Raw genomic sequence first — 18,245 nt, 5'->3', positions numbered from 1 at the left:
TAACCTTGCCTCGTGATTCCTGGTGAAGAGGCGGCCCTGGGCCCGCGCGGGCACGAACTGTCGGCCACCGACGTGACCGTGGCGTACGACGGCACGGACGTCGTGCACGACGCGGCACTGACCCTGCGCCCCGGCGAAGTGACCGCCCTGGTGGGCCCGAACGGCAGCGGCAAGTCGACCCTGCTGCGCACGGTCGCCCGGCTGCAGCGGCCACGCAGCGCCGCGCTCACCATCGACGCAGGCACCGACGCGCTGGCCCTCAGCCCTCGCGAGTTCTCCCGCCGCGTCGCCCTGCTGCTGCAGGGACGTCCCACGCCCAGCGGGCTGAGCGTGCGGGACGTCGTCGAGTTCGGCCGCTACCCGCACCGCGGCCGATGGGGCGGCACGGACCCCGGCGGCCGCGCCGCCGTCGACCGCGCACTCGCCCTGACCGGAGTCACCGAACTCGCCGAGCGCGGAGCCGAACACCTCTCCGGCGGCCAGCTCCAGCGCGTATGGCTGGCCGGCTGCCTCGCCCAGGAGACCGGCGTCCTCCTCCTCGACGAACCCACCACCTACCTCGACCTGCGCTACCAGGTCGAACTCCTCGACCTCGTACGCGACCTGGCGGAGGAGCACGGCATCGCGGTCGGTGTCGTCCTGCACGACCTCGACCAGGCGGCGGCCGTCGCCGACCGGATCGTGCTCCTCGCGTCCGGCCGTGTCGTCGCCGAGGGCCCGCCCGAGGACGTCCTCACCCCGGAACGCCTGACCGAGGTCTACGGCATCCGCATCGAGGTCGGCACCGACCCCCTCACCGGCCGGCTGCGCACCCGCGCCATCGGCCGCCACCACACCCGAAGCGAAAGGCTCCGTACCACCTCATGAGACGCCTCCTGCGCACCGCGCCCCTGGCCGCCGCCGCCCTCCTGCTCGCCGCCTGCGGCACCACCGAACCCGCCGCCGACGACGCCAAGGAGTCCACCGAGGCGATCACCCTCACCGACGCCACCGGCGCGAAGGTCGAACTCGACGGCCCCGCCAAGAAGGTCGTCGGCACCGAGTGGAACGTGGTCGAGCACCTGATCTCACTGGGCGTCGACCCGGTCGGCGTGGCCGACGTCAAGGGATACCAGGCGTGGGACTCCGCCGTCCCGCTCGAGAACGAGCCCAAGGACATCGGCACCCGCGGCGAGCCCAGCATGGACACCATCGCCTCCCTCGAGCCCGACCTGATCGTCGCCACCAGCGATCTGCAGCCGAACGCCGTGAAGCAGTTGCGCAAGGTCGCCCCGGTCGTCACGGTGACGTCCGCCGACGCCTCCGACCCGGTCGGCCAGATGCTGGAGAACCTCGACCTCATCGCCGAGGCCACCGGCACCACCGAACGCGCCACGACCCTGAAGAAGAACTTCGACGCCAAGCTCGCGGAGGGGAGCAAGGCCCTCGCCGACGCCGGCCTGGACGGCACGGAGATCGCCTTCGCCGACGGCTACGTCAGCTCCAACCAGGTCTCCGTCCGCCCCTACACCGCCGGTTCACTCATCGGCGGGGTCAACGAGCGGCTCGGACTGAAGAACGCCTGGAAGCTGAAGGGCGACGAGGCGTACGGTCTGGCCGCCACCGACGTCGAGGGCCTGACCGCACTGGGCACCGCGCGGTTCGTCTACATCGGCAACGAGGGCGACGCGAGCAGCGACCCCTTCGGCAAGGAGCTCGCCTCCAACGCCGTATGGAAGTCGCTGCCGTTCGTGAAGTCCGGTGACGTGCACCGGCTGGACGACGGCATCTGGATGTTCGGTGGCACCGGCTCGATGGAGGCGTACGCCGACGCCCTCGTCGCCTCGCTGACGAAGTAGCGCGATGGCCGTCACCGCCACCACTCCCACCGCCCGTCCGGCGACCGTGTCGTCCCGGACGGGCGCGGCCGCGGTGACGACCGCGCTCGTGCTCCTGGTCGCCGCCCTCGCCGTCGTCGACATCACCCAGGGCACGGCCGCGGTCGGCCCGGCAGAGGTCCTCAAGGCCATCACGGGCCAGGCCGATCCCGCCGACGCCTCCGTCGTCGTCGCCTCACGCCTGCCCAGAATGGCCGCCGGCCTCCTCGTCGGCGCCGCCCTCGGCATGGCCGGCGTCGCCCTGCAGGCCGTCAGCCGCAACGTCCTGGCCTCCCCGGACACCCTGGCCGTCAACGCCGGCTCCTACCTCGCCCTCGGTGTCGCCGCCGTCACCGGAGTGTCGCTGCCCCTGCTGGCCTCCTCGGGCGTCGCCTTCGCCGGCGGACTCGCGGCGGCGGCCGTCGTCCTCGGACTGTCGGGCCTCGGCGCGGGCACCGTACGCCTCGTGCTCGCCGGTACCGCGCTCGCCCTCGGACTGACCGCCGTCACCCAGGGACTGCTGCTGCTGTTCCCGCAGGAGACCGAGGGCCTCTACCAGTGGAACCAGGGCAGCATCGGCCAGAACGGCTTCGACGGTGTCCTGCAGATGCTGCCCGTCGCCGTCGCCGGACTCGCCGGCCTGCTGCTCATCGCCCGCCGGGTCGACGCCCTCGCCCTCGGTGACGACGCGGCCCGCGGACTCGGCGTCCCGGTGCGCGCCACACGGATCACGGCCGTCGTGCTCGCGACACTGCTCTCCGCGGCTGCGGTCACCCTCGCCGGACCGATCGGCTTCGTCGGCCTGTGCGCCCCGGCCCTCGTCCGCCCGCTGGCCCGCTGGTTCCGCGGGATCACGCGGCTGCGGGCCGGAGTGCCGGTCGCGGGACTGGTCGGCGCCGCGCTGGTCCTCGGAGCGGACGTGCTGCTGCGCGCGTTCATCGACTCCGACACCGCGGTCGCCGTCCCCACGGGCGTGGTCACCAGCCTCGTCGGCGCGGTGTTCCTGGTGGTGATGGCGGCCCGGCTCCGCGACACCGCCGGAGCGGCGGCGCCCGACAGGCTCCGCATCCGCAGTCGCGCCGTCTTCGTCACCACCCTCGTCGTGCTCTCGCTCGCCCTGGCCGGCGTCACCGTCGCCGCGGTCCTCATGGGTGACAGCAAGCTGCTGCTCGGCGACGTGTCCAACTGGCTGCAGGGCAGAGCGGGCCGCACCGTCTCCTTCGTCCTGGAGACCCGCACGCCCCGCGTGTTCGCCGCGCTCCTCGCCGGCGCGGCACTCGCGCTGGCCGGCACCCTGGTGCAGGCGGTCACCCGCAACCCGCTCGCGGAACCCGCCGTCCTCGGCGTCTCCGGCGGCGGCGCCCTCGGTGCCGTGATCCTGGTGACCAGCGTCCCCGTCGCCGGGGCGTGGGGCATCGCGGCAGCGGCCTTCGCGGGGTCCGCGGTCACCGCGGTGGTGGTGTTCGGCCTCGCCGCACGCGGGGGGTTCCAGCAGAACCGGCTGGTCCTCGTCGGCATCGGTGTCGCGGCCGGTACGACGGCCCTGATCAGCCTGCTGATCGTGCTCACCGACCCGTTCAACGCCACCAAGGCCCTCACCTGGCTGTCCGGCTCCACCTACGGCCGGACGCTGCCCGACGTCCTGCCGCTCGCCGCCGTGCTCGCCGCCGGCGTCGTGACGGCCGGTGTGCGGCACAGGGAACTCGACCTCGTCTCCCTCGACGAGGACACCCCCCGGCTGCTCGGACTCGACCTGGCACGGGGCCGGCTGGGCTTCCTCGTCATGAGCGTCCTGCTCACCGCCGCCGCGGTGTCCGCCGCCGGCACCATCGGCTTCGTCGGTCTGGTCGCCCCGCACGCGGCACGCGCCCTCGTCGGGCGACGGCACACCAGGGTCCTGCCCGTCGCCCTGCTCCTGGGCGCCGTACTGGTGTGCACCGCGGACCTGCTGGGCCGCACCGTCATCGCTCCGGCCCAACTGGGCGCCGGCCTCATGACGGCGGTGATCGGGACGCCCTACTTCCTGTACGTGCTGATGCGCAACCGCCGTTGACGGACCACAGCCGGAGGCACCCGGGCCCGGCGGCGGGGGAGTCCCTCCGCGTCGCCGCCGGGCCCGATGTCCCTCCCGTACGGAGCCTGGTGCGCCGCGGACCGCCCGGTGCCACCGAGAGCCCCGTACCCGGCCAGGACTCCTCGTCCTCACGCCTGATCGCTTCCACCACCCCGGCCATGAGCCGTTCCAGCCGGACGCCGGTGGCGCCCGCGGTGAAGAGGGCCGTGCCGGCCAGGGCCGGGGGCATCGACGCACCGAGGACGGCAGTCAGTTCGGGCCAGTCACGCTCGGCCACGCACCGACTGCCGTCGCGGGAGGCGGCGACGCCCGTGTCCCCGAAGGGAGCGACGCCGCCACCTCCGTGACGCACGACACCATGGCGGCGAGTGGCACGGAGGGACATCGCCGAGACGAACCGGTGGGTGTTCCACGGCATGGCCGTCACCCCGGACCTCGCCCTTCCTCGCGTCCGGTGGCACCCGGGCGGCCGCGTCATGGAGTCCTCGGGGAGCCGCGTCCGGCTCAGGCGCCCTGACCACCGGCCCGGCGGCGGCCCGGCCGGGACGGCCTGCTGTACGGGCCGGAACGCTCCGTGCTACTGTCGATCTCAGTTGTAGTCGTGGTACACGAAAAGCCGCAGGTAGGAAAGACCGCCTCTGCGCCATACTGACGTCTACGTCGCAGCTGGGGTCGGCACCAGAAGGTGCGGGCTCCGGTTCGCTGCTTTTTTTGGGGTCGCGTCTGATGAACCAGGCGGAACAGCCGATGCGACCACTTCAATCCGGCTCGTTCTTGCAATTCCCTGCGTTGTTCCACTGCGGCGGACATTCCTTGATACGTGCCACATCAGGGAAGGTTCCACTTGACACAGGCTCGCGCGAACAATCGAACGGCCGGCGCTCGCTCCGGCGGTCAGAGTTTCGCCAGGGGCGGCCGCCGTACAGGCGCCGCCGACCGTATCGGCACACAGCGGCGTTCCAAGGGCTCGAGCAGCCGACGGACCCCGGTGACGGGCGAATTCGCCCTCCCGGTGACGACCACCCCCGCGCTCCCCGCGGTGGAGTCCTTCGCCGAACTCGCCCTGCCGGCAGAGATGCTGGCCACCCTCGGCCATGAGGGCATGGCGGTCCCGTTTCCCATCCAGGCGGCCACGCTGCCGAACGCCCTGGCCGGCCGTGACGTACTCGGCCGTGGCCGTACCGGCTCCGGGAAGACCCTCGCCTTCGGACTGGCGCTGCTGGGCCGTACGACGGGCCTTCGCGCCGAGCCCCGCCGGCCGCTCGCCCTGGTGCTCGTGCCCACCCGTGAACTGGCCGGGCAGGTCACCGACGCGCTGACCCCGTACGCCCGTTCGGTGCGGCTGCGCCTGGCCACCGTGGTCGGCGGTCTGTCGATCGGCAAGCAGGCATCTGCCCTGCGGGCCGGCGCGGAGGTCGTCATCGCGACGCCCGGCCGGCTCAAGGACCTCATCGACCGCGGCGACTGCGTGCTGGACGACGTGGCCATCACGGTCCTCGACGAGGCCGACCAGATGGCCGACATGGGCTTCCTGCCGCAGGTCACCAGGCTGCTCGACCAGGTGCGGGCAGACGGCCAGCGGATGCTCTTCTCCGCCACCCTCGACCGCAACGTCGACCTGCTGGTACGGCGCTACCTGAGCGACCCGGTGGTCCACTCCGTCGACCCGTCCGCGGGCGCGGTCACCACGATGGAACACCACGTGCTGCACGTCGACGACACGGACAAGCGCCGGACGACGACCGAGATCGCGGCGCGGGACGGCCGGGTGATCATGTTCCTGGACACCAAGCACGCGGTGGACAAGCTCACCAAGCACCTGCTGAACAGCGGTGTGCGCGCGGCAGCCCTGCACGGCGGCAAGTCCCAGCCCCAGCGCACCCGGACCCTCACCCAGTTCAAGGACGGACGGGTGACCGTGCTGGTGGCGACCAACGTCGCGGCGCGGGGCATCCACGTCGACAACCTGGATCTGGTCGTCAACGTGGATCCGCCCAGCGACCCCAAGGACTATCTGCACCGCGGCGGACGCACGGCCCGCGCCGGCGAGTCCGGCAGCGTCATCACCCTGGTGACCCGCGACCAGCGGCGCGACATGAGCCGGCTGATGGTCCAGGCGGGCATCACCCCGCGGACCACCCAGGTGCGGTCGGGCGACGAGGAGCTGAGCCGCATCACCGGTGCCCAGGCCCCCTCCGGCGTACCGGTCGTCATTCCGGCCCCCGTCGTGGAGCAGCGGCCCCGCCGCGCCGCGTCCTCGTCGCGCGGCCGCCGGAGCCGCACCGCACCGGGCCGTGCCAGGCAGGGGCGCGACGGCCAGTCCCGCACCACCGAGGGGCGTGCCGCCCAGGGCGGTGAGCGCACCACCGGTGAGCGAGCCGCGCAGGGCCGCACGGCACAGGGCGGCCGGACCACCCAGAGCACGGGCGCCCAGAACCGGGGCGGCCAGGGACGGTCCGCCGGTGAGGCGTCGCGCCGCAGGGCGCCGAGGAAGCCGGCCGCGGACCGTGCCGCCTAGCCAGGCACTTCGTCCGTGACGACATGACGAGAAAGCGACATGACGACATGGCGGTCCGGCCGCGCACGCGGCCGTCGCCATGTCGTCGTCCGCTCCCGAACCGCTTCAGTCCCCGTGGGCCACTCACCCACCCGGTCGGCCCGTCTCCCATCTCTCCCTGAGAGGCACTATGCGCTGCGTCATCGCCCGATACCCGTTCGACCTGACCAAGGCCGGAGTCCTGGAGTCGATGAAGGGCATCACACCGGAAACGGTCACGGGTGAGTCCGTGACCATCGGCCGCCGCCGCTACCCCGTCAAGCAGGTGGGGCAGGTCATCACCCGGCAGGACCGCCGCGACTTCACCAGCGGCGAGGTCGTCCGGGCCATGGCCCGTCTCGGCTTCACCTGCCACGCCCATCCCCAGGCCGAACCGCCCGTGCGGGAACTCTCCCCGCTGGAGACGGCGTCCGAAATGCTGGGCCACCCGACCGATCAGGTGACCGGCCACGCGATCGGCCAACAGATCTGACACGCCGGAACCGGCGAGCCGCGCGCGGACCCTTCGGCGACCGCCGAAGGGTCCGCGGGCTAGCGTCGTGCCATGAACACTTCCCCCGGGCCCGGCCGGCGCGGGACGTCACCGGCCGGCCCTGATGTGACCGGAGCCGCGGCATGACGCCGGTGGAGATGCTCGGCGTCTTCGCGGCGGGTGTCGGCGCGGGAGCCATGAACGCGGTCGTGGGCTCGGGGACCCTGGTCACCTTCCCCGTACTGCTCGCCACTGGCCTGTCACCCCTCACCGCCACGGTGTCCAACGCCCTCGGCCTGGTTCCCGGCGCCGTCAGCGGCGCCATCGGCTACCGGCGGGAGCTCTCCGGACAGGGCCGCCGCATCCTCAGGCTCGGCATCGGCTCGGCCCTGGGCGGGATCGCGGGGGCCACCCTCCTGCTGGCCCTGCCCGCGGAGGCGTTCGAGACCATCGTGCCGACCCTGGTCGGGCTCGCCCTGGTCCTCGTCGCGCTCCAGCCCCTGATCGGCGGCAAGGTGCGCGGCCGCGCCCGGCACACGGGAAAGCCCGCCCGGCGCGACGGCGGATGGCCCCTGTTCACCGGCCTGACGCTGGCCAGCGTCTACGGCGGCTACTTCGCCGCCGCGCAGGGCATCATCTACATGTCCCTGATGGGTCTGCTCCTCGACGAGCCCCTGCAGCGGCTCAACGCCGTCAAGAACGTGCTCGTCGCCATCGTGAACACCGTCGCCGCGACCTTCTTCCTGTTCGTCGCCGACTTCGACTGGACGGCCGTCGCGCTCATCGCGGCCGGCTCCGCCCTGGGCGGCCAGCTCGGGGCGATGACGGGCCGCAGATTCCGTCCCGCGGTACTGCGTGCCCTCATCGTCGTCATCGGCACCGTCGCCCTCGTCCAGTTGCTGCTCCGCTGACCAGGCCCTTCGGCCGGACCGGCGGAGCGACCTTGTCGTGCACCTTGCAATCGAAGGCCGGCTCTGGTTCCTTCTGGTTAGGAAACTTTCCTAACCATCCAGTCCTGGACGGAGCCCCCCATGACACCGGCACGCTTCCAGCTACGCCCCGCGGCGGCCGCCGCGGCCCTCGCCAGTGCCCTCCTCCTCGCCCTGACCACCGTCACCGCGGCACCCGCCGCACCGGCCTCCACCGGCGCGGAGGCCGGCACCGTCCGATCCGGGACCGCGGCCGCCCGCGTCACCGCGGAGATCACGCGCACCACCGCGTGGGACACCGGGTACGGTGCCGACGTGACGATCACCAACGCCGGCGACACCCCGGCCGACGGCTGGACGATCGAGTTCGACCTGCCCGCCGGGACGACGGTCGGCGGTCACTGGTCCGCGGCCAGGACCCAGCAGGGGCAGCACTACCGTTTCACCGGCGTCTCCTACAACGCCACCATCGCCCCCGGCGGCCGGCAGAGCTTCGGCTTCAACGCCTCCGGCACCGGTCTGCCCCTCAACTGCACCGTCAACGGAATGCCCTGCGCAGGCGGCGGCACCACACCGGCCGACCCGCCCGCGGACCCGCCCCGGGCGGGCACCCCCGTGGACCTCAACGGCCGGCTCGAGGTCTGCGGCACCAAGCTCTGCAACGAGCACGGCAACCCCGTCCAGTTGCGCGGCATGAGCAGCCACGGCACCCAGTGGTACCCCCAGTGTCTGACCGGCGGATCGCTCGACGCCCTGGCCGACGACTGGAAGGCCGACGTCCTGCGCGTCTCCACCTATGTGCAGGAGGGCGGCTGGGAGACCGATCCCGCCCACTTCACCCGCCTGGCCGACTCCCTGATCCAGCAGGCGAGCGACCGCGGGCTGTACGTGATCGTCGACTGGCACATGCTCGACCCCGGCGACCCCATGGCCAACCTCGACAACGCCCGGAAGTTCTTCACCGACATCGCGAGCCGCAACAAGGGCCGCGACAACATCCTCTACGAGATCGCCAACGAGCCCAGTGGCGTGAGCTGGTCACGGATCAAGAGCTACGCGGAGCAGATCATCCCGGTGATCCGCGGGATCGACGCCGACGCCCCCGTCCTCGTCGGCACCCGCGCCTGGTCCTCGTTCGGCGTCTCCGAGGGCGCCGACGAGAGCGAGGTCGTGAACAACCCGGTCGACGCCTCCAACATCATGTACACCTTCCACTTCTACGCCGCCTCGCACCGGGAGGAGTACCTGGCGGCCCTCTCCCGCGCCGCCGACCGGATCCCCGTGTTCGTCACCGAGTTCGGCACCCAGAACTACGCGGGCGAGGGCGCGGACGACTTCGCGATGTCCCAGCGCTACCTCGACCTGATGGCGGACAAGAAGATCAGCTGGGTCAACTGGAACTTCTCCGACGACCACCGCTCCGGTGCCGTCTTCACCAGCGGCACGTGCGCCGACAACGGCCCCTGGACCGGCACGTCGTCGCTGAAGCCCGCCGGCGTCTGGATCCGTGACCACATCAGGACCCCGGACAGCTTCCCCACCGGCTGATCCCGCTGCCGGGCAGCATCCCCCTCCCGTACCCGCCCCTCCCGTACCTGCCCGTCCGTCCGGCACGCCGTGCCGGACGGACGGGCAGGCAGGCGGGCCTGGGTCCTCAGGGCAGGATCGCGTCGACATACCCGCCGTCGACGCGCAACGCCCCGCCGGTCGTCGCTGAGGCCTGGTCGGAGGCGAGGTAGACGACCATGTTCGCGATCTCCTCGGGCTCGATCAGCCGCTGCAGCAGCGACTGCGGCCGGTGCTCGCGCATGAAGGCGCGCTGCGCCTCCTCCCAGGGAAGCTCACGGTCCACCAGCTCGTAGACGAAGTCCTCCACCCCGCCGGTGTGGGTGGGCCCGGCGATGACCGAGTTCACCGTGACCCCCGTGCCGGCCGCCTGCTTGGCGAAGCCCCGGCCCACCGCGAGCAGCGCCGTCTTGGAGACCCCGTAGTGGATCATCTCGGCGGGTGTGACGATCGCCGAGTCGCTGGCGATGTACTGGACGCGTCCCCAGCCGCGCCCGGTCATACCCGGCAGGAAGAGCCGGGTCAGCCGCACGGCGGCCAGGACGTTCACCTCGAAGTAGCGCCGCCACTCGTCGTCGGTGATCTCCAGGGGGTCCGCGGCACCGAAGACGCCGAGGTTGTTGACGAGGATGTCCACCCGCCCCAGGGACTCCGCCACGTGGCGCGCGCCCGTCTCGGTGGTCACGTCCGCGGCGACCGGCACCACGTCGGCGCCGGGTACCGCCCGCCCGATCGCGGCGGCGCTCTCCCGCACACGTCCCTCGGAGCGCCCGTTGACCGCGACCCGGGCTCCCGACCGTGCGAGACCGGTGGCGATCGCCGCCCCGATGCCCTGGGTGGAACCGGTGACCAGCGCTGTACGGCCCAGCAGATCGATCTGCACGTCGTGAGTCTCCTTTGCCCCGGATACGGCGGCGTCCGCTGCCCGCCTGTCGGTTGTTCCCGCAACGTACCCGCCGGGACCCGCCCCCGCTCCCGGGCCGTGAAGTCGGATTACCGCAGGCGACCGGGGGACATACGCTTTCCGTAACGCACCGGAAGAGGCGGGAGGCGACGTGACGGCCGAACACGCGGACGCACCGGAGGACCGTGAGGAAGCCGCGGGGCAGTCCTCCGGTACGACCGGTGACGATCTGCTCCAGGGGCTCGAGGTCGACGACCGGCGTCCGGAACGCCCTGTGCTCCTGGACGCGGACGGCGCCCCCATCGAGACCTGGCGGGAGAACCACCCCTACGACCGCAGGATGCGCAGAGCGGAGTACGACCGGACGAAGCGCGTCCTGCAGATCGAACTGCTGAAGATGCAGCGGTGGGTGAAGGACACCGGCCAGCGGCTCGTGGTGGTCTGCGAGGGGCGGGACGCGGCCGGGAAGGGCGGCACCATCCAGCGGTTCATGGAGCGCCTGAACCCCCGTGGTGCCCGTGTCGTGGCCCTGGAGAAGCCGACCGAGCGGGAGGCGGGACAGTGGTACTTCCAGCGGTACGTGGCCCATCTGCCGGCCCGGGGAGAGATCGTCTTCTTCGACCGCTCGTGGTACAACCGCGCCGGGGTGGAGCGGGTCATGGGATTCTGCACGGAGGCGGAGTACCGCCATTTCCTCGAGCAGACGCCGATGTTCGAGAAACTGCTCACCGACGACGGCATCATGCTGCTGAAGTTCTGGTTCTCCGTGTCCCGGGCCGAACAGCGGACCCGTTTCGCGATCCGCCAGGTCGATCCGCTGCGGCGCTGGAAGCTGTCGCCGATGGACCTCGCCTCGCTGGATCTGTGGGACGACTACACCCAGGCCAAGGTCGAGATGTTCCGGGCCACGGACACGCCCCACGCGCCGTGGACCGTGGTGAAGAACAACGACAAGCGCCGGGGCCGGCTCGAGGCCATGCGCAGCCTCCTCGACCGCTGCGACTATCCGGCGAAGGACCACGGGGCGCTGGGGAAGCCGGACCCGCTGATCGTGGGCGCGGCGGACACCCTGCTGGAGGCCGGCGAGGAACCCGCGGTCCTCTCACCGACCCCCCTCGCGGGCCCCGGCGACGGCCCGGGGAGCCACCCGGGAACCTGACCCCGGTCGGCACGGTGACCTCCGCCGTGCGGCCGGGGGCGTGTGAGCCTTCCCGGAGGATCCGCCCGCGGTGCGCACACCGGGGCCCGCCGGCGTGAGCGCCGTCCGGCGCCGCGCCGGAGCGGGAGATCAGGCGACGTCCGCGCGGTCGCCGAACGTGCCGCCGGGCGTCCGGACCGGCGGGCCGGTGAGCGGCCGGACGGCGGGCGCGCCGTCCCGCGCGCGTGCGGCGGGCTCACCGCCGGGGTCCACCGCCCCGGCGGTGAGAGGCTTGCGCAGCAGAAGCAGCGCCGCGTCGTCGTGCAGCCGGCCGCCCACATGGTCCAGCAGGTCCCGGTGCAGTGCGGCGAGCGTACGGTCCGGCTCGTCGCACAGGTGCCGGGCCAGACCTTCGGCCAGGGGGTAGAACGCACGGCCGGCGTCGCGCGCCTCGGTGACTCCGTCGGTGTAGAGCAGCAACTGGTCCCCCTCGACGAACCGCACCACCTGGAGGCAGGGAGGCTCGTCGATGAGGGCACGCAGCCCCAGGGGCGGTGCCGGGCGGACCGGATCCACCGGCATCACGTCGGTGCCGCGGATCAGCAGGGGTGGCGCGTGTCCGCAGTTGACCATCTCCAGCCGCCCGGGCTCCGGGTATCCGGCGACCACGGCGGTGACGAAGTCGTCGCCGCCGAGGTTGCGGGCCAGGCTGCGTTCGATCCGGGCCACGACGTCCCGGATGTCCGGCTCGTCGTGGGCCGCCTCCCGGAAGACACCGAGGACGAGAGAGGCGGTCCCCACGGCCGGCAGTCCTTTGCCGCGCACATCGCCGACGATCATCCTGACCCCGTACGGGGTGGGAACGAGGGAGTAGAGGTCGCCGCCGATCCGGGCCTCCGCCGCGGCGGCGCTGTAGCGGACCGCCACTCGGAACGGACCCACGGTCTCGGGGACCGGCTTGAGCAGGGCGTGCTGCGCGGTCTCCGCCACCGAGCGGACGGCGGCCAGGACGCGCTCACGCCGTTCGCGCAGGGCGCTGGCGAGCGTTCCGGCCAGGGTGACGGTCACCAGCGCGCAGAGGACGACGATCAGCTGTGAGGCCGCCATGTCGTGTCGGGCGCCGATCCAGGCCCCGAGCAGGGAGGCGAGGAGGCCCACTCCCAGAACCCCGGCCGGACCGCTGGTCGATGCCGCCAGGGCCGGTCCGGCGGCCAGCAGCGGCAGCCAGATCTTGCCCGCGCTGCCGAAGAGATCGACGCACACGACCAGGAAGATGACCAGCAGGGGCAGGGCCGACGTGCCGGCGGCCCGGTGCACGGTCGCGGGCACCCGGGGCGAGCGAACACGTCCACCCCTCCTCTGCCGCCGTATCGGCGATCCGTCGTGTTCCTGCTGCGGGGCGTGCCTCATGTGTCGTCCGGTGTCCTCACCTGTGCGCGGCGTGCGCGCGTCCTGGAATGTCTGTTTCTTCAGGAAAGGTGATTGTTTCGGGCGTCACAAGGGTGTGCTTTTCAGATAGTGAGCGAGAGGCTCCGCGTCACCCGGTCGGCGCTCGGCAGGAGCAGTCCGCGCACCTCGTCGAGCCGGGAGAGCCGGTCCCTCGGCATCGACACACCGAGCGAGCCCAGCGTGCCGCCGCTGCGGACCGGCACCGCGACACAGACCGTTCCCACGGCGTACTCCTCCACGTCCGTCACGGCCGGGGCCATGGCGGCGGTCTCGATCTGGCGGATCAGCGCCGACGCCGTGGTGATCGTCCGGGGGGTGAGGTCGTGGAGGGGGTGCCGGGACAGGTACTCCCGGCGTGCCTCGTCGTCGAGCTCCCGGAGCACGGACTTGCCCAGGGCGGTGGCGTGCCCGGCGTCCTCGAAACCGACCCAGAGATCCGCCCGCGGAGCGCTCGGACCGTCGACGATCTCGGCGACCCGGATCTCACCGTCCTCGTAGAAGGTGAGGTAGGCGGCGCTGGAGAGCTCGTCGCGCAGCGCTGCGAGCACTGGCCGGACCCGGCCGATCAGCGCCTGTCCGCCGCCCGTCGAGCGCAGGGTCCCGAGTCGGTCGCCCAGCACGAAGGCGCCGTCGTCCAGCTTGCGCAGGTATCCGTCGTGCACGAGCGTGCGCAGCAGGTGGTACGCCGTGGCCAGCGGCAGCCCGGTCTCCCGGGCCAGCTGCTTCGCCGGCGCGCCGTTCTGGTGCGAGCTCGCCGCCTCCAGCAGCCGGAAGGCACGCTGTACGGAGGAGATGAGCGTCGGACTCGCAGCCATGTCACCAGCCTGCGCCGACCGCCCGCCGCAGGCAAGACAGGCCCCCGCCCCGGTGGGGCGGGGGCTCTGCCCGGACGGCCGTCAGTCGCCGGCGGCCGGGGCGGGCGGCACCGGCACCCCGTCCTCGGTCACGTACTTCGTGCCGTCGTCGTACTTGGTGATGGTGAACGAGTCCAGGAGCTCACCGACCTCCTTGTCCGTGGTGGACCGGTCGTCCCACTTGGCGGCGACGACCGCCTCGTAGCGGATCGTGTCCTCGGTGACCCTGATCCCCTGGAAGGTGGAGGTGTGTCCGGCGCGGACCACCTGGGTCGCCCCGTTGCGGGTCCACACGTTGTCGTCGTCGGGAGCGAGCTCGTAGTACTTCGGCCCCGAGACGGCGACCGTGTACACCGGGCCGGTGGTCACCCCGGGTGTGGAGGTGGCGTCGGCGTCCGCGTACCCACGGGCGTACACGTGGTCGTGTCCCATCAGCACCAGGTCGATGTCGCCGCGCTGGAACACTGGGAGCCAGGCGTCACGCACCGGCTTCTCGTCGCGTCCCTCGGCGCCGGAGAACACCGGCTGGTGGAACACCGCCACCGCCCACTTGTTGGGGTTGTCCTCGAGGAGGTGGTCCAGCCAGCGGCCCTGCATGGCGAGCCAGAGCTTCTGCGGGTCGGGACAGTTCTCGCTGCAGGCCGGGAGGTCGTCCGGCGTCATCAGTGAACGGGCGTCACCCGTGCTGGCGTTGAGCGAGATGAACCGCACCCCCTGGTAGTCGGTGGAGTACGCGGTCTCGGTGAGCGCCTTCGCCATGTGCGCCTCGTACGCGGCGCGCTGCCGCTCGGCGGGCGTGTCGTTCTCGGCCGGTGCGGCGCGCGGACCGTTGGCCGGGTACTCGAACGTCGCCTTCCACTTCTTGAGGAAGGTGTCGCCCGAGTACTCGTGGTTGCCGGGCGCGGCGATGACATTGGTCGTCTGGCTGTAGCCGTCCATCGCCCCGAACCAGTCGCGCCACTCGCTGTCGTTGCCGGAGGAGTTGACCAGGTCACCCGCGTTGACGCTGCCGACGGCGTCGGGATAGCGGTCGTAGGCCTGCTTCACGACCGGCGCCCACTTCGCCGCCAGATCGTTCTGCGCGTCGCCGAAGTAGAGGAACGTGAACTCCTCGCCCGCCGGCCGGGCGGTGGTGAACCGGTACACCGGACTGAACCGGTCACCGGTGCCCACCCGGTACTCGTACTCGGTACCGGGGGAGAGGCGGTCGAGAACCGCCGAGTGGGTGCGTGTCTGCTCTCCGCCCGCCTCCAGTTCCTCGCCCGTCCGGGCGGCCACGGTCCGCCACCGCTCGGTGCCGGCCTCACGGACCCGCACCTCGCCGGAGGTCAGCGCGGCCGCCGTCCGCCAGGTGACGGCCTGGGAGGACTCCGGCTTCCCGGTCGGGGTCAGGACGATGCGTGAGGGCACCAGGCCGGGAAACTCGAGATCCGGACGGTCGGTGAGCGCGACGTCGAACACGTGCATGACGCCGCGGTCGGTGCCCTGCGGCAGGACGACGGCGGCGACCCGCTTCTCCGGGTCCAGCGCCTGAGGACGTGTGGCGAAGACCTTGCTCTCCACGGTGTCCGCCCCGCCGGAGGCCCGGTTGCGCCCCTTCGTGGTCACCAGTGGCTCGTTGCCGAACTGGTAGTTCGTCCCGGGAGTCCAGTCGGTGAAGCGCACCGGCACGGACTGGGTGGAGCCGTCGGTGTACTCGACCACCGCGCTGCCCTGCGCGGGCCCGTTGGTGGCGAGGCCGAGGAAGGAGATCCCGGTCGCCCCACGGCCGTTCAGGCGGATGCGCTGGCCGTGCGGTATCCAGTTGTCGGGCTCCCCGGGGCCGGTGTCCGGCCAGGTGAACTCGATCCCGGTGTCACCCAGCGGGAGTTTCGCGCCGGGCGCCGCTCCGGCCGCCGCCAGCCGCTGACGGGACAGGGAGTTGTCGCTGAGGTCGAGGGAGCCGAGGTCGCCCCGGTCGTCCGGCGTGCTGCCGATGTTGTTCCGGGCGTCCGTGCCGTCCGTGTGCGACGGGGGGACGTCGCCCGCGCGGGTGCCCCAGGTGCCGGGCTTCGCCGCCATCCGGAAGTCGAGCCTGCCACCCTCGCGGGTGAACTCCGCCGGGAGCCACGAGCGCGTCGTGGAACGGCGGTTCACCTTCAGCGCGGTCACGTACGGCGCCTCGTCGGCGCGGGGAGCGTCCAGGGTGATCCGTCGCCGGCTGTCGGCGCTGTCCACCACGACCCGGTCGAACATCGGGCCGCTCACCACCAGATCGGCGGTGCCGGGCACGGCGGGGAAGAGGCCGATGTTCGCCCACACGTACCAGCTGCTCAGCGAGCCGAGGTCGTCGTTGCCGGGCAGCCCCGAGGGCGTCGTGTCGTACATCTCGTCCACGGCGCGGCGCAGCACGTCCGCCGTGCGGTGCGGCTGCCGCAGCCAGTTGTAGACGAACGGCATGGTGAAGCTGGGCTGGTTGCTCAGATACGCGCCCGAGGTGTTGTACACGCCGGCGTCCAGCTCCCGCGTGTGGTCGTCCAGCGCCTTGGTGGTGGCCTCGATGCCGCCCCGCTTCTCGACCAGGGTGCCGACGTTGTGCGGCACCATCCAGCCGTACTGGTAGCCCGTGGCCTGTTCGAACTGGTTGCCCCGCTCACCGAGGTTGAAGCCCCGGTCGAAGCCCGTCCGCTCGCGGGGGCGGATGTGGTCACTGGCGTCGTCGAACACGTTTCGCCAGTTCTGCGCCCGGACCATGAACCGGTCGTAGGTCCTCTTGTCACCCAGCCGCCGGGCGAGTTGGGCGATGCCGAAGTCGTCCACGGCGTACTCGAGCGTCTTCGACGTCGCGGAGTCGCCCTTGCGGTTCTCGACGAAGCCGACGGTCGCGTACTGGTAGGCGTGCCGCCGCAGCGTGGCGTCGGCGGGCAGGCTCTGGGTCGTCTTCATCGACTCCAGGGCGGCCCGGCGGTCGTAGTCGGTGGAGCCGAAGGCGTCGATCGAGGCGACCACCGACTGCAGCGAGTCGCCGCTCATCTTCTGCTGCGCCTGGTTCAGGTGCGGCCAGTTGGGCCAGGTGCCGGTCTGGCGGACCATGTCGGTGATCGACTGGTTGATGTCACTGCCGACCTTCGGGAACAGCAGGGCGATCAGCTGCGCCTGGCTGCGGTAGGTGTCCCAGCCCGCGTAGGTGACGTAGTGGTGGCGGCCCTGGGCGACCCGGCGGACCTCTCCGTCGTACCCCCGGTACTCACCGCTGACGTCGTCGAAGATGTTCGGGTGGAGCAGCGAATGGTAGAGCGCGGTGTAGAACTTCACCCGCTCGGCGCGGGTGCCGCCCTCCGCGTCGACGGTGCCGAGCGCGTCCCGCCACACGCGGGCGGCCTGGTCGCGGACCCGGTCGAAGTTCCGGCCGCGGGTCTCGGTGACGGCGTTTCGGGTCGCGCCCGCGACGCTCACATAGCTGAGGCCGGTCTTCGCGGTGACCTTCGCGCCCCGGTCGAAGACGAGGTAGGCGCCCGCCCCGTGCTTGGTGTCACCGCCGGAGGCGGCGTCCGATCCGGGCCGCACGTCGGATCCCTGCCACGTGCCGTGGGCCCTGACCGGGCGGTCGAAGGTGGTGGAGAAGTAGGCCCGGTAGCGTCCGCCCTCGTCGCAGACCGAGGCCGTCTCCACCCAGCCGCTGACGGTGTTCCCGTCGACCTTCACCTCGCTGCCGAAGACCCGGTTGTTGGAACCGGCCACGTCGAACAGCAGAGTGGAGCCGCCGCCGGAGGGGAAGTCGAAGCGGCTGACGGCGGTGCGCGTGGTCGCGGTCAGCTCCGTCTCCACGCCGTTCGCGAGGTCGACGGAGTAGTAGCCGGGGTCGGCCTTCTCGTCGGCGTGGTCGAAGCCGAGGTAGTAGTCGGTGATCTTTTCGGCGGGACTGGAGGGCAGGGCGCCACCGGTGAGCTCGCCGGTGTAGGGCAGCACCGGGAAGTCGAAGCCGCTGAAGCGTCCCTCGCAGCCGGTCCCGGAGAGCCGCGTCATGCCGAAGCCGCGGATCTCGTCGGCCGTGTACTCGTATCCGCCCTTCTGGTCCCCGTCGGAGGTGCGGTACGTGGTGGGGGAGGACTGCACCATGCCGAACGGCACCGTGGCACCCGGCCAGGTGTTGCCGTACGCGCTGTTCCCCTTGTTCTGGGACGTGTCCAGACGGGTGCCGATGAACGGGTCGACCGCGTCGAACGCCGTGATGTCACGGTGCTTCTCGGCGGCCGCGCCGGCCGCGGGCGTCATCCCGGCGATCAGCGTGCCGAGGATCAGCGCGGCGGTGAGGAGTCTGCGGCGGCCCGGCGGGGGCTTGGGTGGAGAGAACTCCGTGGCGTTCCACATCGCGTCGGTATCCCTGCTTTCCACAAAGTGACAACGTTGTCGTCCTGCGGCCGTCCTGCGGGCCGCAGCCTACAGTTCAGCGTCTCCGGCTCGCGG

Annotated in this window: 12 protein-coding genes; 8 read left to right on the top strand and 4 right to left on the bottom strand. The window is 71.9% G+C overall.

What is annotated here, in order from left to right; translation table 11 throughout:
* The first annotated feature begins 12 nt into the window (after window positions 1-12).
* The 7 genes from HTV45_RS04770 to HTV45_RS04740 all read left to right on the top strand — a co-directional run bounded on the left by HTV45_RS04770 (window position 13) and on the right by HTV45_RS04740 (window position 9,436).
* Window positions 13-867, top strand: a complete 855-nt coding sequence (locus HTV45_RS04770) for an ABC transporter ATP-binding protein (protein WP_215204310.1) — start codon at window positions 13-15, stop codon at window positions 865-867.
* Window positions 864-1,838, top strand: a complete 975-nt coding sequence (locus HTV45_RS04765) for an iron-siderophore ABC transporter substrate-binding protein (RefSeq protein WP_215204309.1) — start codon at window positions 864-866, stop codon at window positions 1,836-1,838. Before HTV45_RS04770 ends, HTV45_RS04765 begins: the two co-directional genes overlap by 4 nt.
* Window positions 1,839-1,842: 4 nt before the next feature.
* A complete protein-coding gene (locus HTV45_RS04760) occupies window positions 1,843-3,909 on the top strand; it encodes an iron ABC transporter permease (protein WP_215204308.1) in 2,067 nt (688 codons plus the stop codon).
* Window positions 3,910-4,870: 961 nt separating this feature from the next.
* The gene (locus HTV45_RS04755; RefSeq protein ID WP_308309174.1) at window positions 4,871-6,448 is read left to right on the top strand and encodes a DEAD/DEAH box helicase; all 1,578 of its coding nucleotides are present in this window, start codon (window positions 4,871-4,873) and stop codon (window positions 6,446-6,448) included.
* A gap of 169 nt (window positions 6,449-6,617) precedes the next feature.
* Window positions 6,618-6,959: an SCO5918 family protein gene (locus HTV45_RS04750; RefSeq protein WP_215204306.1), complete on the top strand. Its 342-nt coding sequence runs from the start codon at window positions 6,618-6,620 to the stop codon at window positions 6,957-6,959.
* 143 nt (window positions 6,960-7,102) lie between these two features.
* Entirely contained in the window at window positions 7,103-7,870 is a 768-nt protein-coding gene (locus tag HTV45_RS04745; RefSeq protein ID WP_215204305.1) for a sulfite exporter TauE/SafE family protein, read from the top strand.
* Window positions 7,871-7,990: 120 nt separating this feature from the next.
* Window positions 7,991-9,436: a cellulase family glycosylhydrolase gene (locus HTV45_RS04740; protein ID WP_215204304.1), complete on the top strand. Its 1,446-nt coding sequence runs from the start codon at window positions 7,991-7,993 to the stop codon at window positions 9,434-9,436.
* Between the two features lie 106 nt (window positions 9,437-9,542).
* Here the strand turns inward: HTV45_RS04740 and HTV45_RS04735 are convergent, their stop codons facing one another.
* A complete protein-coding gene (locus HTV45_RS04735; RefSeq protein WP_215204303.1) occupies window positions 9,543-10,337 on the bottom strand; it encodes an SDR family NAD(P)-dependent oxidoreductase in 795 nt (264 codons plus the stop codon).
* Between the two features lie 250 nt (window positions 10,338-10,587).
* On the opposite strand from HTV45_RS04735, the gene ppk2 reads away from it, so the two are divergent.
* Window positions 10,588-11,517 (top strand): polyphosphate kinase 2, encoded by a 930-nt coding sequence (gene ppk2, locus HTV45_RS04730; RefSeq protein ID WP_251691332.1) that lies wholly within the window; start codon window positions 10,588-10,590, stop codon window positions 11,515-11,517.
* Window positions 11,518-11,646: 129 nt separating this feature from the next.
* Here the strand turns inward: ppk2 and HTV45_RS04725 are convergent, their stop codons facing one another.
* From HTV45_RS04725 to HTV45_RS04715, 3 genes are all read right to left on the bottom strand, one after another.
* The gene (locus HTV45_RS04725; protein WP_308309144.1) at window positions 11,647-12,825 is read right to left on the bottom strand and encodes a PP2C family protein-serine/threonine phosphatase; all 1,179 of its coding nucleotides are present in this window, start codon (window positions 12,823-12,825) and stop codon (window positions 11,647-11,649) included.
* A gap of 182 nt (window positions 12,826-13,007) precedes the next feature.
* The gene (locus tag HTV45_RS04720) at window positions 13,008-13,760 is read right to left on the bottom strand and encodes an IclR family transcriptional regulator (RefSeq protein WP_215204300.1); all 753 of its coding nucleotides are present in this window, start codon (window positions 13,758-13,760) and stop codon (window positions 13,008-13,010) included.
* 81 nt (window positions 13,761-13,841) lie between these two features.
* The gene (locus HTV45_RS04715; RefSeq protein ID WP_215204475.1) at window positions 13,842-18,149 is read right to left on the bottom strand and encodes a GH92 family glycosyl hydrolase; all 4,308 of its coding nucleotides are present in this window, start codon (window positions 18,147-18,149) and stop codon (window positions 13,842-13,844) included.
* Between the last annotated feature and the right edge of the window lie 96 nt (window positions 18,150-18,245).

Origin of the sequence: Streptomyces sp. CHD11 (assembly GCF_018638295.1) — a bacterium.
Taxonomy (GTDB): Bacteria; Actinomycetota; Actinomycetes; order Streptomycetales; family Streptomycetaceae; genus Streptomyces.
Note: the sequence above shows the minus strand (reverse complement) of the source record. Positions and strands in the feature narration are given on the sequence as shown.

Excerpts from the sequence above, each read along its gene's own strand:
- HTV45_RS04765 (WP_215204309.1), top strand. The coding sequence starts at position 864 with ATGAGACGCCTCCTGCGCACCGCGCCCCTGGCCGCCGCCGCCCTCCTG.
- HTV45_RS04760 (WP_215204308.1), top strand. The coding sequence starts at position 1,843 with ATGGCCGTCACCGCCACCACTCCCACCGCCCGTCCGGCGACCGTGTCG.
- HTV45_RS04750 (WP_215204306.1), top strand. The coding sequence starts at position 6,618 with ATGCGCTGCGTCATCGCCCGATACCCGTTCGACCTGACCAAGGCCGGA.
- HTV45_RS04745 (WP_215204305.1), top strand. The coding sequence starts at position 7,103 with ATGACGCCGGTGGAGATGCTCGGCGTCTTCGCGGCGGGTGTCGGCGCG.
- HTV45_RS04740 (WP_215204304.1), top strand. The coding sequence starts at position 7,991 with ATGACACCGGCACGCTTCCAGCTACGCCCCGCGGCGGCCGCCGCGGCC.
- HTV45_RS04720 (WP_215204300.1), bottom strand. The coding sequence starts at position 13,760 with ATGGCTGCGAGTCCGACGCTCATCTCCTCCGTACAGCGTGCCTTCCGG.
- HTV45_RS04715 (WP_215204475.1), bottom strand. The coding sequence starts at position 18,149 with ATGTGGAACGCCACGGAGTTCTCTCCACCCAAGCCCCCGCCGGGCCGC.